At 43.3% G+C, this 16,913-nt stretch carries 7 protein-coding genes, 2 tRNA genes and 2 rRNA genes; 10 read left to right on the forward strand and 1 reads right to left on the reverse strand.

All coding sequences use genetic code 11. From position 1 onward, the window contains the following. The first annotated feature begins 348 nt into the window (after positions 1 to 348). From HW279_RS06670 to HW279_RS06695, 6 genes are all read left to right on the forward strand, one after another. The gene (locus HW279_RS06670; RefSeq protein ID WP_178958413.1) at positions 349 to 2,313 is read left to right on the forward strand and encodes a putative porin; all 1,965 of its coding nucleotides are present in this window, start codon (positions 349 to 351) and stop codon (positions 2,311 to 2,313) included. A 44-nt stretch (positions 2,314 to 2,357) separates the two neighbouring features. Further along, positions 2,358 to 4,409 carry a peptide MFS transporter gene (locus tag HW279_RS06675; RefSeq protein WP_178958414.1) on the forward strand — a complete coding sequence of 684 codons (2,052 nt, stop codon included), beginning with the start codon at positions 2,358 to 2,360 and terminating at the stop codon, positions 4,407 to 4,409. 79 nt (positions 4,410 to 4,488) lie between these two features. Further along, a complete protein-coding gene (locus HW279_RS06680; protein ID WP_178958415.1) occupies positions 4,489 to 5,727 on the forward strand; it encodes a type IX secretion system plug protein domain-containing protein in 1,239 nt (412 codons plus the stop codon). An 84-nt stretch (positions 5,728 to 5,811) separates the two neighbouring features. Next, positions 5,812 to 7,092 (forward strand): replication-associated recombination protein A, encoded by a 1,281-nt coding sequence (locus tag HW279_RS06685; protein ID WP_178958416.1) that lies wholly within the window; start codon positions 5,812 to 5,814, stop codon positions 7,090 to 7,092. A 512-nt stretch (positions 7,093 to 7,604) separates the two neighbouring features. After that, a complete protein-coding gene (gene uvrB, locus HW279_RS06690; protein ID WP_178958417.1) occupies positions 7,605 to 9,602 on the forward strand; it encodes an excinuclease ABC subunit UvrB in 1,998 nt (665 codons plus the stop codon). A 97-nt stretch (positions 9,603 to 9,699) separates the two neighbouring features. Continuing rightward, positions 9,700 to 10,632, forward strand: a complete 933-nt coding sequence (locus tag HW279_RS06695) for a peptidylprolyl isomerase (RefSeq protein WP_178958418.1) — start codon at positions 9,700 to 9,702, stop codon at positions 10,630 to 10,632. Positions 10,633 to 10,658: 26 nt separating this feature from the next. Here HW279_RS06695 and HW279_RS06700 read toward each other — a convergent pair whose 3' ends face one another. Further along, entirely contained in the window at positions 10,659 to 11,261 is a 603-nt protein-coding gene (locus HW279_RS06700) for a CDP-alcohol phosphatidyltransferase family protein (protein WP_178958419.1), read from the reverse strand. A 501-nt stretch (positions 11,262 to 11,762) separates the two neighbouring features. On the opposite strand from HW279_RS06700, the gene HW279_RS06705 reads away from it, so the two are divergent. From HW279_RS06705 to HW279_RS06720, 4 genes are all read left to right on the forward strand, one after another. After that, positions 11,763 to 13,278 (forward strand): 16S ribosomal RNA (locus HW279_RS06705). A 142-nt stretch (positions 13,279 to 13,420) separates the two neighbouring features. Further along, positions 13,421 to 13,494, forward strand: a tRNA-Ile gene (locus HW279_RS06710). 71 nt (positions 13,495 to 13,565) lie between these two features. Continuing rightward, positions 13,566 to 13,639, forward strand: a tRNA-Ala gene (locus tag HW279_RS06715). A gap of 208 nt (positions 13,640 to 13,847) precedes the next feature. Continuing rightward, positions 13,848 to 16,691: ribosomal RNA gene (locus HW279_RS06720) — 23S ribosomal RNA — on the forward strand. Together the 16S and 23S rRNA genes with 2 tRNA genes alongside form the textbook arrangement of a ribosomal RNA operon. The last annotated feature ends 222 nt before the right edge of the window (positions 16,692 to 16,913 follow it).

Below are 16,913 nucleotides of genomic sequence, written 5' to 3' on the forward strand. Positions count from 1 at the left end.
TTGTCAGTTATGCAGTTTATTCGTTAATTATAAAAGCTTGATAAGAAAAGGGTCTGTCCCAAAAGTTTTGTTCTGTGAGGGCGATTGGCAAATCGCCCCTACAATATAACTAGAAGAAATTGATTATCAAGGTAATCAACTTTTCCAAAGTCTGAAACTTTGGAAAAGTGTAGCGACGCAAATGCGATTTTAAGACTTTTCGGGCAGTCTCAGTAATTGATATAACAAGATAGACACAAATTGCAAACTCGCACTAGCAAATAAATTTGATACGTTTGACTTATATCTAAAATTAACAAATTGGCTAATTGACAAATTATTCCTATCTTTGCACCCAAATAGAAACGAATGACACTGAAAAAAACTATATATTTCCTTATAGGATTGCTATTTCCCTTGCTGAGTTGGGCACAAGAAGACGATAGTGCGAACAACAATCAGGAGGGAGGGGTAACCTTTAAGTCGTTGCGTCCTAAAAAGAAGAAAGACAGCATTACTTTCACTGCACGCGATTACAAAATTATTACTTATACCCGCGATACCACCTCGGTAGATACTTCGCTTACGATGCAAAAGTATTACCTGAACAACGAGTGGGGAAAGGATATGTTTGGCAAGATGCCTTTCTCGAATATGGGGCAACCTTATAATACACTCTCTTACGACTTCCGCCGTCAGGATTACCTGCCTTCGATGGGGGCAGAAGCTAAAAAACAACTCTACCTCACTCCCGAAGAGGTAACTTATTACCATTTGCCTACGCCACTTACTGAGTTTACTTACAAGAGCGGTATGGAACAAGGTCAGTTTTTGAACACCCTTTTTTCAATCAATCTACAGCCCAACCTCAATATCTTTGTCGCTTACAAAGGTTTGCGTTCCTTGGGTAAATACCAACGCATCTTGGTGAGTAATGGCAATTTTAGAGCGGGCTTTTCCTACGTATCGCCTAACAAGAAATACACTGCCTTTGCGCACTTTGCCTCTCACGATATCACCAGTCAGGAGAATGGAGGTATCGTTACCCCCGAGCAGTTTGAGGGTGGTGAAAAACAGTTTAAAAACCGTGCGACAATAGACGTGCAATTGCTCAATGCCGAGAATATTCGTGAGAGCAAGCGTTATTTTTTGCAACACGATTACGCCTTCTTACGCAACCGCGATTCGCTAGCTTCGTACAAGCAGATACGCTTCCGCCATTTGTTTAGCTACGAAACTGAACATTATACTTATGACGAAACCCAAAGCAACAGTTATTTTGGAGATGCCTATGTACCCCAAAATCTGCACGACAAGGCACGCTTGAAAAAGATGATCAACCGTTTGGGAGTAGAGCTCGAATTGCCCTATCTGGGTAGGACTTTCCTCTTTGGAAATGCTTATTTCTACAATTATTACTTCCAGAATGCTTACTACGTATCAGGAGTGTTGCAACGCCGACAAATTAAGGATACTGACCTGAGTTTAGGTGTGCAATGGCATAAGAAAGTGGGTGGTTTCAGCATAGAGGCAGAAGGTGAACAGACATTTGTAGGCAAGATGACAGGTACTAGACTCAGCGGGAAACTTGCTTATGCTTTTGACGATAAGAACAGCATCACCGCAGGAGCTGAATTGCATTCGGCTATGCCTAATTTTAATTATTTGCTATATCAAAGCGACTATAAGCAGTTTAATTGGGATAACTATACTTCGTTTAACAAACAGAATACCCAGACCCTCTATGGCGATTTGAAAACCCAATGGGGGAATGCGTCGCTCAGTCTTACCAATCTTAACAACTACACTTATTTTCAAGAAGAAATCTTAGGGAAAGTGCGTCCTGAGCAGTACAGCAACAATATACAATATTTACAACTAAAAGTACAAAAAGAGTTCAGATTTGGTAAATGGGGCTTAGATAACACTATGCTTTACCAACAAGTGGTACAAGACAGCAATATTTTGAATGTGCCTACTTTCGTGACTCGCAATAGTTTTTACTTTGCATCACACTTGTTCAACAAGGCAATGTACTTACAAACGGGTATAGGGTTTAATTACTTCACCAAATATTACTCCAATCAGTACAATCCTCTTTTAGGAGAATTTGCTGTACAGACGGCAGAGAAGACGGGAAACTTTCCGATGTTTGACTTTTTTCTCAATGCCAAAGTGCGTACGATGCGCATTTTCTTTTCCTTAGAACAATGGCAAGTGCCTGTGAGCAACTGGCTAAAAATAGGAAATCCTTACAACTATTATTCTGCACCACGTCAGCCGTATAGAGATTTTATTATTCGATTGGGAATTAAGTGGGACATTTTTAGTTAAGGGTTAAGAGTTGAAAGGCAAGAAAAATAACGAATAAAATCTATATGACTAAAAAGACAATTTTCGATACACAAGTATTAGGACATCCAGCGGGGCTGTTCGTGCTTTTCTTTACAGAAATGTGGGAGCGTTTTTCGTTTTATGGAATGCGCGTACTGCTCATCAACTTTCTTACGATGACGCTTATAGGGTATAACCCAGGATGGGCGTGGAGTACTGAAAACGCAGGAGCACTCTTTGGTACGTATGTTATGCTTCTTTATCTCACTCCTATACTTGGAGGTATAATAGCCGATAAGATTACCGGCTACCGCTGGACAGTAATCATAGGGGCGGTTATTATCACCTTAGGACACGTATCAATGGCTTTTGAAACTGAGGTTTCGCTCTATTTGGGGCTTGCACTTTTGGTGATAGGAACGGGCTTTTTCAAACCTAATATGGTGTCATTTGTATCGGAAATGTACAAAGACCTACCCGAGAAGAAAGATGCTGCTTATACCATCTTCTATATGGGAGTAAATTCTGGAGCTTTCTTTGGAATGATGCTTTGCGGTTACTTAGCAGAACGCATCGGGTGGAGTTGGGGTTTCGGTTTAGCAGGAGTGTTTATGCTCTTGGGGACTATACAGTTTTGGTTTGCCAAACCTTTATTTGGTTCAATAGGAAGTGAGCCTCGCAAACAAGAAAAAAAAGAGACTACAAGTGATGCAAAACAAGAAGAGGAAAAACTCAATCCGTTTACTACCTTAGATAAGATATTGGTAGCGCTTTCGGCAATCATAGGTATTGGCTATGCACTAAACGACCCTCTCTCGAAAATATGGAATATTGACCTCTTTGGGTGGGCTGCTACCTCAGGGCTTAAAGGGCAATATGTGATGGTGATTGTAGGCTTAATAGCTTTCTTTTACCTGATAGGAAGTCGCATAATGCGTTATACTACGATAGTGCGCAACCGTATGCTTACCGTGGTCATCTTTGCCTTTTTTGTGGTGTTTTTTTGGTTGTCGTTTGAACAAGGAGCTTCGTCTTTAGTGATTTTTGCACGGGACAATATAGAACGTGAATTACAGGGTAATTGGGCAGTACTTTACAATATTTTCAATGCACTACTCACCGTGATTCCACTATTACTGATTACTTACGTACTTTTCCTTTTGGTAAAGAAAACCTACAAAAAGATATTTCCTGCCGTAGTAATGTTATTGCTGTGCTTTAGTCTTGTATGGGGCATTGCTTCGTGGATGCTACAACGCGACTTCAAAACTACAGCTTACAGTGTGAGTTATCAAGCCTATGAACAAACCGATACACAGGGAAGAACTACTTATATCCCTATTACTGAAGAAAACAGAGTCGCTCGCCCTGATTTGAAAATCGTAGAACGTACTACTATCATAGGAGTAGCTGATTATGACCTAAAAGTAGGACAAGAGATAAAATTGCTGAGCAAGAACAACAAAAACACTTCGTTTGGCTATGTAGATGCCGAAAAGGAACAGTGGGCAAAACAGAGAGGAGCAGAGCTCAATACCGATAACGGGCTGATAGTTGCGCAAGTGAAAGAAGAGCGCGATAACTGGGTAGAGACGACTGTATCGTGGTTTTCTATCCTGAATTCTTTCTTCATTATTGCCTTAGCGAGCTTATTCTCACGTTGGTGGGATAGCAAGTATAATCCACCTGCTGCGATGAAATACGGTATCGGACTGCTGATGCTCTCAGTAGGGTTTGGTTTACTCGCCTTAGGCTCTCACGGGGTAACTCACGGAGTAAAGGTGAGTATGTTATGGCTTGTATTTGCTTATATGTTTAACACTATGGGTGAGTTGTGCTTATCGCCAGTGGGGCTTTCGTACGTCTCGAAACTCGTACCTGCACGAATGATAGCATTTATGTTTGGGGTATGGTACCTCGCTGTAGCTATTGGTCATAAATTAGCAGCTGTACTGGGCGGACAGATAGAGAATATCACCCGTGAGTACAGTTTGAGTACTTTCTTTTTGATATTTACCATTGTGCCTGCTGTAGCAGGGGTACTCATTATTCTTATCAATCCGTTTGTGAAGAAACTGATGCACGGAGTGAAGTAAGTGAGTTCTATTCTTGTGGAGAATATTTATTTTACTAAATAAAAAATAGTACACCTAAGACAAATATAAATATTTAATTATGAAAAAACTTCTCTTTTTACTCCTACTTCCCTTGGCAATGCAAGCACAACCACTGGTCGAGAAAACGCCACCTGATTATATCAAAACGATTATCTTCAAAGCTAACGGCAACGATAAAAACCAATTCCCGATCGTACGCCGTAACGAATCGTTTAGCTTGCAGTTCGATGACCTCGGGGGGAATGAGGAGACTTATTACTACAAAATCACCCATTGCAACGCCGATTGGTCTGCCTCATCTCTGCTGAAAAGTGAATATCTTAAAGGCATTGATAACCAACCGGTACAGCCAGAGAGTAACTCCTACGGCACCCTGCAAGGCTATTCGCATTACCGCCTTACTTTTCCTAATGAACTTACTAAAATTACTCTCAGTGGTAACTATATGCTCTCTATCACCGATAGTTATGGCACAGAGCTCTTTTCACGCCGATTTGTGCTTTATACACCCCAAGTAAATGTACTCACCGAAATAAAACGCGCTCGGGATTTGCAGTATTTCGATACCCAACAAGTGGTACAGTTCACTATTAAGCAGAAAGATTTCAGACTTGATAATCCCAATGTAGCGGTGAAAGTAGCCATACTGCAAAACTACCGTTGGGATACGGCTATCACAGGTGTAAAACCTCAGTACGTGATGGGCAACGACCTCGTGTATCGCTACGACCGCGAAACGGCTTTCTGGGGAGGCAATGAATACTTCTATTTTGATAGCAAGGATATACAGGTGCCTGCATCGGGAGTCTATCGTTTGGATAGAAGCAAATGGGTAAATAGCTACTTGTTTACCAATGTAAGCCGTGCGAGCAATGTCTATACCTATTACCCCGATATCAATGGCGATTTCTTGGTAACCACTATCAACGGAATGAACCCCAGCAACGAAGCCGATTACACCCAAGTACATTTTGCCTTAGAAGGGAAATCTACTTTTTGGGGGAAAGAAGTGTATGTATACGGCAAGTTTAGCAACTACGAACTCCGTGAGGAATACAAACTCACCTATGACGAAAAAGACGGTCTTTTCAAAGGAAAAGTACTTCTTAAACAGGGATTTTACAACTATAAGTTTGCTACCAAAGCAGGCAACACAGTTGATTTCAACGAAATAAGTGGTAATTTTCAACAAACTGAAAACACTTACCTCGTGCTCGTGTACTACCGCGCTCCTGGGGCTCTCTATGACGAAGTAGTAGGTATTGGCTCTGCTTCTAGTACTAATATCACAAAATAAGTGGTAGTACGACAGGCAGTTTATACATTACTACACTTTGGCAAAGTTGATTTCATTAATCATTAAACATTAATCATTATATCAATGTCTTCTCCTTTAGCAGAACGTATGCGCCCCACTTCCTTAGCGCAATATGTGGGACAAGAGCACTTAGTTGGAGCTCAAGGGGCTTTGCGCCAACAGATAGAACGCGGTCTCTTGCCATCGCTTATCTTTTGGGGTCCCCCAGGTACGGGTAAAACTACGCTGGCAAACATCATTGCGCACCAAAGCAACCGCGCTTTCTATACCTTGAGTGCCATTAGTTCGGGGATTAAGGAAGTGCGCGAAGTAATTGACCAAAGCAAACAAAGTGGTGGACTCTTCACTACCCAAAACCCTATCGTTTTCATAGACGAAATTCATCGATTTAACAAAACCCAACAAGATTCCCTTTTGCAGGCTGTTGAAAAAGGTTGGATTACCCTCATTGGGGCGACTACTGAGAACCCCAGTTTTGAGGTGATTCCTGCCTTGCTCTCTCGTTGCCAAGTGTATATACTGAACGCCTTTGAGCGCAAAGATTTAGAACAACTGCTTCACAATGCCATTACCCAAGATGCTATTCTTAAAACTAAAACTATTAAACTGCAAGAAACTGAAGCTCTTTTGCGACTCTCAGGTGGCGACGGGCGCAAATTGTTGAACACTTTTGAGCTCATTGTCAATGCGACTCCTGAAGGTGAACCAGTCGTGATTACGAACGACAGCGTCCTCAGATTGGTGCAGAAAAACACCGTACTCTACGACAAAACAGGTGAACAGCATTACGATATCATTTCGGCTTTTATCAAATCAATACGGGGCAGTGACCCTAATGGCGCAGTCTATTGGTTGGCACGAATGATTGAAGGCGGTGAAGATGTGAAGTTTATCGCACGCCGTATGCTCATTCTCGCTTCGGAAGACATTGGCAATGCGAACCCTACGGCAATGATTTTGGCAAACAACACCTTTCAAGCAGTAACCACCATTGGTTACCCCGAGGCGCGTATTATCCTCAGTCAGTGTGCTATATATCTCGCTTCTTCGCCTAAGAGCAACGCTTCTTATAAGGCAATTAACAAAGCCCAACAAGTGGTAAAGCAAACAGGCGACCTGAGTGTACCTATCCACTTGCGCAATGCCCCTACCAAACTGATGAAAGAGCTCGGCTATGGCAAAGACTACCAATATGCTCACGACTACGCTCATAACTTTGCCTTTCAGGATTATTTGCCTGATGAATTGCAAGGCGAAACCTTTTATGAACCTTCTGATAATCCACGTGAAAATGCCCTGCGCGACTATCTCAAAAAACTCTGGGGCGAGCGATATGGGTACTGAAATTAGCAAATTAGAAAATGAGGGAATTAGAAAATGAGGTAAAAGCCAATAATGCCAGAAATACTGATAATTAACTTTGCCAAAGGTGCGAGCCGCACAGGCAAAAACTTTGGCAAAGTGTGTACCCCTAAAAGTGACACAGCTGAGCTTTCGGAAAGAAACGGAGAAGTTCGGAAGAGGGGAGGGAGGATTTTTGGTGAAAAAAGGCTATAAGGAGGGTGGGGTTAGCTTATAGAGAGCTTATAGGAAGCTTATACGAATCTTGGACGATTGGTATAGAAAGGGTGTATAAAGAGTTAATAGTGAGGGGTTAAGAGTTAAGAGAGAGAAGCAGTTTTGAGGGTAATAAATCGAAAGGAAAGCAAAGATGAGGTGAATAGATGGACGAGAAAAGACTATAAAATTTTGAATTCAGATTTTAGTATTTAGAGTCTCTGAGCTATGTGCGTGAAATAATTTTTACTTTTCAGTTTTCTTCACTATCTTTGCACTCTTATTTATGGTTAAATCAAATGAAATTCAATATAGTTTCTGACTTTGCCCCTACGGGCGACCAACCTCAGGCTATCGACCAATTGGTAAAAGGTATAGAGCACAACGATAAGTACCAAGTGCTATTAGGCGTTACGGGCTCTGGAAAGACTTTTACTATCGCTAATGTGGTGGAACGCATTCAACGTCCTACTCTTGTATTAGCACATAATAAGACGCTGGCAGCTCAGTTGTATTCTGAATTTAAGGCTTTCTTCCCAAATAACGCTGTAGAATACTTCGTTTCTTACTACGACTACTATCAGCCGGAAGCCTATATACCTTCCACAGGGACTTATATCGAAAAAGACCTCTCTATTAACGATGAAATTGAAAAACTGCGCCTTAGTACGACCTCTGCTTTGCTGTCCGGCAGGCGCGATGTATTGGTTGTGGCATCGGTGTCGTGTTTGTATGGTATCGGTAACCCTGTGGAATTTCAAAAGAACGTAATCACCCTCAAACAGGGCGATATACTCCCCCGTACCAAGCTGATGCATCGATTGGTACAAAGTCTCTATGCCCGCACGACCGCCGAATTTAGGCACGGCAACTTCCGCATCAAGGGCGATGTGCTTGATGTCTTCCCAGGTTATGACGACAACGCTTTCCGCATTCACTTCTTTGGCGATGAAATTGAAGAAATAGAACAGTTTGACCCTACTACTAATCACGTGTTAGACCATTACCAGAGCCTCAATATCTACCCCGCTAATATGTTTGTTACTTCTCCCGATATTCTCCAAAAAGCGATATGGAATATTCAACAAGATTTGGTGAAGCAAGTAGAGTTCTTTGAGGCTTTAGGCAAACCCTTAGAAGCCAAACGGCTGAAAGAACGCACTGAGTTCGACCTCGAGATGATACGGGAATTAGGCTATTGTTCGGGTATTGAGAACTACTCTCGCTATTTGGACGGTAGAGAACCAGGCACACGTCCGTTTTGCCTCATAGATTACTTCCCCGATGATTTCTTGATGGTGATTGACGAGAGTCACGTAACTGTCTCACAAGTGCACGCGATGTATGGAGGCGACCGCAGTAGAAAGGAGAATCTCGTGGAATATGGTTTCCGATTGCCCGCAGCGATGGACAACCGTCCGTTGAAATTCGAGGAGTTTGAAGCGCTACAAAACCAAGTGATTTACGTGAGTGCTACCCCTGCCGATTATGAGCTCCAGCAAACACAAGGCGTGTACGTAGAGCAGGTAATACGCCCCACTGGGTTGCTCGACCCCGAAATAGAAGTGCGCCCCAGTACCAATCAAATAGATGATTTGGTAGAAGAAATACAACTGCGCACCGAGAAAGACGAGCGTATATTGGTAACCACCCTCACCAAGCGAATGGCGGAAGAGCTTACCAAATACCTCACTCGCATTGGTATTAGGTGTCGTTACATTCACAGTGATGTGGATACATTGGAACGCGTGGAGATTATGCAAGACCTGCGCAAAGGACTCTTTGATGTGCTCATAGGGGTGAACCTCCTCCGTGAGGGCTTAGACCTGCCCGAAGTGTCGCTCGTCGCTATCCTCGATGCCGACAAAGAAGGCTTTTTGCGTTCCACTCGTTCGCTCACTCAAACCGTAGGACGGGCTGCCCGCAATGTGAATGGTAAGGCAATAATGTACGCCGACAAGATTACTGACAGTATGCAGCGCACTATCGATGATACTAATTATCGTCGCGAAAAGCAAATGAACTACAACAAGGCGCACGACATCACGCCTCAGCCTTTGCACAAGAAGATAGAGAATAGCCTCAGCAAGAGCCCTATAACCGAATTTCACTACGATCCTTCGTTTAAAGAGCGCACAGCTGCCGAAGCGCAATCGGTATATTTATCGGCTAAGGAGTTGGAAAAGAAAATCAAAGAAACCCGCAAACAGATGGAGGTAGCTGCCAAAGAGCTGGATTTTGTAAAAGCTGCACAGTACAGAGATGAGCTAAAGAAATTGCAGGAATTAGCAAATTAGCAAATGAGAAAATGAGAAAATGAGCAAAGTGTGGTGATTTGGTAATTTAGGAATTTTGGTGTAATTTTGCACTCTAATACATTAAGAGATAAAAAAAATGCAAAATGGTATTTATGCAAAGATAACTACCACGAAGGGAGTTATTTTACTTCGTCTTACTTATGAGAAAACGCCTGCTACGGTAGGGAATTTTGTAGCTCTTGCAGAAGGGAAAATGAAGAACTCACAAAAACCACTTGGTACGCCTTATTACGATGGACTTACTTTTCACCGAGTGATTCCTAACTTTATGATACAAGGAGGCTGTCCGTTAGGGACCGGTACAGGAGACCCAGGTTATCGTTTTGACGATGAATTTCACCCAGAGCTCAAACACAATAAAGCAGGAGTCATTTCGATGGCGAATGCGGGACCAGGTACGAATGGGAGTCAGTTTTTCATTACACACGTAGCCACCCCTTGGCTAGACAACAAGCATACGGTGTTTGGTGAAGTTGTGGAAGGACAAGAAGTAGTAGATGCGATTGCACAAGGTGATAAGATTGAAAAAGTAGAAATAGTAAGAGTAGGAGAGGAGGCAGAAAAATGGGACGCCTTAAAAGCCTTCAATGATTTTAATGAAGCCAAAGCAGCTCGTTTGGCTGAAGAGAAACGCAAAGCCGAAGAAGCCTTTACCAAAGAAGTAGTGGGCTTTGAGAAAACGAATAGTGGTTTATATTACCAAATTACCCACAAGGGTAATGGTAAAAAAGCAGAAGCAGGGCAAAAAGTAGCCGTGCACTATACAGGTATGTTGCTTGACAAGACCGTGTTTGATAGTTCTTATCGCAGGAAAGAACCACTACAGTTTACTGTAGGTGTTGGACAAGTGATTGCAGGTTGGGATGAAGGAATATTACTTCTTCACGAAGGAGATAAAGCCCGATTGGTAATCCCATCAGAACTCGCTTATGGCAGTCGTGGTGCGGGAGGCGTAATACCACCTAATGCACCTCTTATTTTTGATGTAGAATTAGTATCAGTAGGGTAACCTTATTTTTTATTAAAGAAGAGTATTTAGCTATTAAGCCATTTACTCTTCTTAAAGTTTTTGCCTCTTCTTATTAAGTAAGCGTGATAGGCACTAGGGATATCGTTTTGCCATTTGGGCAACAGAAGCAAGATGAGAATTACATCTAATTGTGAGAAGAGCCCCCAATAAATACCTAATTGCAAGGGAAATCCTCCGTGACCAAAGCCTATGAGGGAGATAAATGCTGTAAGTAAGCATAAGCCCCACAACTTGGAGAGAAAAGCGTGAGTACAGGTTTCTTTGCCAAACTTCAAAAAACTAATAGTATAACATAACCCTTCCATTATAAAAATAGCGATTACTTCATACCGATACGTCTTTATGAGCTCAGGGTTGAGATGATAACACGCTATTCCTATAGAGAGCCAGAATACTAAATCTGTTTGGCTATCCATTCGTCGCATTTTTACTGTACTAATACCCATTTGCCTTGCGATAATCCCATCGAAAATATCGGAGAGCAAGCCGAGGATAATGAAAACTATAATCCATAGCCTTGCTATTGATTCTTCAGTGTAATAAGAAAAGATCAGTATGGTAGGGGCTAATAAAAAACGGAAGGCTATTAGTAAGTAAGGTGTCTTCATTTTAATAAGTTCTTATGAGAACAAAAATACAATATTTTTCTAATATACAAAAAAATATATATCTTTTGGTAAATTAGCAGATTATGTATTATATCACACTTGAGTACTAAAATTATTATGATAGGATAGTTTGGAAACTACTTATAGAGGTTAGAGATAAAAATATGAATGTATGTTTAACTGTTGGTAGTTAGTTGTAAGAGGAGAAAAGCGTGTTAGAAAACACTAAGAAGCCCAAAAATGATTATAATATTAGTATTAATAATCAACTACTTACTAAAACACATAAAACTTTTTTGAAAAAAAAAACGTATAAAAATTTTGGAGGTAAAGAAAAAGGTTATACCTTTGCACCCGCAAAAGAGGAGAGTAGTGCCTTTGGAGCGGAAAGAACAACACGTACCTTGACATAATGTTGTACAGCACAAAGAAGATTTAAAGAATTGAGTGAAACCTGAAGTCAATAACTTAAGAATCGGTTAGAAGATATAAAAGATTTTAACGATGAAGAGTTTGATCCTGGCTCAGGATGAACGCTAGCGGCAGGCCTAACACATGCAAGTCGAGGGGGAAGTTACTTTCGGGTGACTGAGACCGGCGTACGGGTGCGTAACGCGTATACAATCTGCCTTTCACTGGGGGATAGCCCGAAGAAATTTGGATTAATACCCTATGGTATAAGAGCACGGCATCGTGCACTTATTAAAGCTACGGTGGTGAAAGATGAGTATGCGTTCTATTAGCTAGTTGGAGAGGTAACGGCTCCCCAAGGCTATGATAGATAGGGGTTCTGAGAGGGATGTCCCCCACACTGGTACTGAGATACGGACCAGACTCCTACGGGAGGCAGCAGTGAGGAATATTGGACAATGGTCGGAAGACTGATCCAGCCATGCCGCGTGCAGGATGACGGCCTTATGGGTTGTAAACTGCTTTTGTAAGGGAAGAATAAGGGCTACGCGTAGTTTGATGACGGTACCTTATGAATAAGCATCGGCTAACTCCGTGCCAGCAGCCGCGGTAATACGGAGGATGCGAGCGTTATCCGGAATCATTGGGTTTAAAGGGTCTGTAGGCGGGCTTGTAAGTCAGAGGTGAAAGCGCTTAGCTCAACTAAGCAACTGCCTTTGAAACTGTTGGTCTTGAATGGTTGTGAAGTAGTTGGAATGTGTAGTGTAGCGGTGAAATGCTTAGATATTACACAGAACACCGATAGCGAAGGCATATTACTAACAATTAATTGACGCTGATGGACGAAAGCGTGGGGAGCGAACAGGATTAGATACCCTGGTAGTCCACGCTGTAAACGATGGATACTAGCTGTTTGGAGTAATCTGAGTGGCTAAGCGAAAGTGATAAGTATCCCACCTGGGGAGTACGTTCGCAAGAATGAAACTCAAAGGAATTGACGGGGGCCCGCACAAGCGGTGGAGCATGTGGTTTAATTCGATGATACGCGAGGAACCTTACCAAGGTTTAAATGGGGACTGACAGGGGTAGAGATACCTTTTTCTTCGGACAGTTTTCAAGGTGCTGCATGGTTGTCGTCAGCTCGTGCCGTGAGGTGTCAGGTTAAGTCCTATAACGAGCGCAACCCCTGCCATTAGTTGCTAACGAGTTAAGTCGAGCCCTCTAATGGGACTGCCGGTGCAAACCGTGAGGAAGGTGGGGATGACGTCAAATCATCACGGCCCTTACATCTTGGGCTACACACGTGCTACAATGGCCGTTACAGAGAGCAGCCACTGCGTGAGCAGGCGCGAATCTATAAAGACGGTCACAGTTCGGATCGGAGTCTGCAACTCGACTCCGTGAAGCTGGAATCGCTAGTAATCGGATATCAGCCATGATCCGGTGAATACGTTCCCGGGCCTTGTACACACCGCCCGTCAAGCCATGGAAGCTGGGAGTACCTGAAGACGGTCACCGCGAGGAGCTGTTTAGGGTAAAACTAGTGACTGGGGCTAAGTCGTAACAAGGTAGCCGTACCGGAAGGTGCGGCTGGAACACCTCCTTTCTAGAGACGACCGATTTAATTAGCAAATTAGAAAATTTGGTAATTAGCAAATTGATAAAAAGGAGCCTCATTCTTTAAATCTTGCTGACAACAAAATAAAATTTGCAAATTTGCTAATTTACAAATTTGCTAATTAGAACAAAGTCTCATAGCTCAGCTGGTTAGAGCGCTACACTGATAATGTAGAGGTCGGCAGTTCGAGTCTGCCTGGGACTACAAAGCAGAGAAAAAAGAAGTTAGAGCTACGGGTGCTAACACCTAACCCCTAACCCCTAACACCTGAAAATGGGGAATTAGCTCAGCTGGCTAGAGCACCTGCCTTGCACGCAGGGGGTCAAGGGTTCGAATCCCTTATTCTCCACAACAGTTTCCCCACAAACACCCCTCCTTGGGAGGGGAAGGGGGAGGAAACCGTACATTGACATATTGGGATAAAGAGCATAAGAGATCAATAAGGATTTATTGATAATCTAACGAAAAAATATTAAAAAGAATCAAAGAGAACGAGAGGTACCTAGATAATTGTCAATTATCAATTGTTAATTGTCAATTGACTAGGACTACAAGCGCGAAAAGTTATGTAAGGGCGTATGGGGGATGCCTAGGCTCTCAGAGGCGAAGAAGGACGTGATAAGCTGCGAAAAGTTGCGTGGATTGGCACATACGAGTTGATACGCAAATATCCGAATGGGGCAACCCAGTACATTGAAGATGTACTACATCGTAAAGATGGGCAAACCCGCTGAACTGAAACATCTAAGTAGGCGGAGGAGAAGAAAACAAAAGTGATTCCCAGAGTAGTGGCGAGCGAAATGGGATTAGCCCAAACCCACTTTGTTACGGCAGAGTGGGGGTTGTAGGACCCAGATATAGGTTGTAAAGCTGGATTAGAAGTGTTTGGAAAGACACACCACAGAGAGTGAAAGTCTCGTATAGGCACAGTTTTATAAATCTTATGGGTATCCTGAGTAGGTCGGGGCACGAGGAACCTTGACTGAATCGGCCGGGACCATCCGGTAAGGCTAAATACTCCTGAGAGACCGATAGTGAACTAGTACCGTGAGGGAAAGGTGAAAAGAACCGTGAATAACGGAGTGAAACAGACCCTGAAACCATACGCCTACAAGCGGTCGGAGCAGCTTTAGGCTGTGACGGCGTGCCTTTTGCATAATGAGCCTACGAGTTACTGTTACCAGCGAGGATAAGTATTTCAGATACGAATCCGCAGCGAAAGCGAGTCTGAATAGGGCGTTAAGTTGGTAGTAGTAGACGCGAAACCTGGTGATCTACCCTTGGGCAGGTTGAAGCGCTGGTAACACAGCGTGGAGGACCGAACTGGTTGTCGTTGAAAAGACTTCGGATGACCTGAGGGTAGGGGTGAAAGGCCAATCAAACTGGGAAATAGCTCGTACTCCCCGAAATGCATTTAGGTGCAGCGTTGATTTGAGTTTAATAGAGGTAGAGCTACTGATTGGATGCGGGGGTTTCATCGCCTACCAATTCCTGACAAACTCCGAATGCTATTAAATGCTCATCAGCAGTGAGGGTATGGGTGCTAAGGTCCATATCCTAAAGGGAAAGAACCCGGACCATCAGCTAAGGTCCCCAAATATATGCTAAGTTGACCAAACGCGGTCTGACTGCACTGACAGCTAGGATGTTGGCTTGGAAGCAGCCATACATTTAAAGAGTGCGTAACAGCTCACTAGTCGAGCGGTTGGGCATGGATAATAAACGGGCATAAGCATATTACCGAAGCTATGGGGTAGTACAGAAGTACCTACCGGTAGGGGAGCATTCTATAGGCGTAGAAGCTAAAGTTGTGAGACATAGTGGAGCTTATAGAAAAGAAAATGTAGGCATAAGTAACGATAAGGCAGGCGAGAAACCTGCCCGCCGAAAGATCAAGGTTTCCTCAGCTATGCTAATCAGCTGAGGGTTAGTCGGGGACTAACGCGTACCCGAGCAGGGGAAGTGGATGTACAACAGGTTAATATTCCTGTACCATTAATCTGATAAAAGTGACGGAACGAGATAACTACCGCGTACTGACGGAATAGTACGTTAAAGGAGCTGTTATAGCTTTGATAGTACACTGAGGCTTCGGCCGAGGTGATAGAGTGGTGACAACGTTTCCAAGAAAAGCGAAGATTAATGCCCGTACCGTAAACCGACACAGGTGATTGGGAAGAGAATTCTAAGGCGCTCGAGAGATTCATGGCTAAGGAACTAGGCAAAATAGACCTGTAACTTCGGGAGAAAGGTCGCCTATCGTAAGATAGGCCGCAGTGAAAAGGTCCAAGCGACTGTTTATCAAAAACACAGGACTCTGCAAAATCGAAAGATGAGGTATAGGGTCTGACACCTGCCCGGTGCTGGAAGGTTAAGAGGAGAGCTTAGTGGCAACACGAAGGTTTGAATTGAAGCCCCAGTAAACGGCGGCCGTAACTATAACGGTCCTAAGGTAGCGAAATTCCTTGTCGGGTAAGTTCCGACCTGCACGAATGGTGTAACGATTTGGACACTGTCTCGGCCATGAGCTCGGTGAAATTGTAGTATCGGTGAAGATGCCGATTACCCGCAGTGGGACGAAAAGACCCTGTGCACCTTTACTATATCTTCGTATTGGTCTTGGATAAGTGATGCGTAGGATAGGTGGGAGACTAAGAAGTGGCTATTCCGGTAGTTGTGGAGTCATTGTTGAAATACCACCCTTTGCTTATCTGAGGTCTAACCCTACAAAGAGTAGGGGACAATTCGTGGAGGGTAGTTTGACTGGGGTGGTCGCCTCCAAAAGAGTAACGGAGGCTTCTAAAGGTTCCCTCAGCACGCTTGGTAACCGTGCGAAGAGTGCAATGGCATAAGGGAGCTTGACTGAGAGACCTACAAGTCGATCAGGTACGAAAGTAGAGCATAGTGATCCGGTGGTTCCGTATGGAAGGGCCATCGCTCAAAGGATAAAAGGTACGCCGGGGATAACAGGCTGATCTCCCCCAAGAGCTCACATCGACGGGGGGGTTTGGCACCTCGATGTCGGCTCGTCACATCCTGGGGCTGGAGAAGGTCCCAAGGGTTGGGCTGTTCGCCCATTAAAGTGGCACGCGAGCTGGGTTCAGAACGTCGTGAGACAGTTCGGTCTCTATCTACTGTGGGCGTTAGAAATTTGCGTGGATCTGACTCTAGTACGAGAGGACCGAGTTGGACGCACCGCTGGTGTATCTGTTGTCTTGCCAAGGGCATAGCAGAGTAGCTAAGTGCGGATGGGATAAGTGCTGAAGGCATATAAGTACGAAACCCGCCACAAGATGAGATTTCTTTTAAGGGTCGTGGGAGATGACCACGTTGATAGGTTACAGGTGTAACGGTGGTAACATCATAGCCGAGTAATACTAATCACCCGTAGACTTTTCGCGCAGCATTCTTTTTTATAGATAAGAGTTAAGAGATAAGAAGTAAGAAAGTGTAATACTACTTATGTTTTATCAATTATCAATCTCTTAAGAAGTTGTTAGTTAAAAATATGTTTTTTATCCCTATATGTTAAAAATATGATTAGGAATTGGTATTTTAGGTTAAGATACAAAAAGGAGTTTTAAAAAGCTCTTATCTTTTACCTCTTACCTCTTACCTAAAAC

The sequence above is a fragment of the Capnocytophaga sp. oral taxon 903 genome (genome assembly GCF_013394785.1).
GTDB lineage: Bacteria > Bacteroidota > Bacteroidia > Flavobacteriales > Flavobacteriaceae > Capnocytophaga > Capnocytophaga ochracea.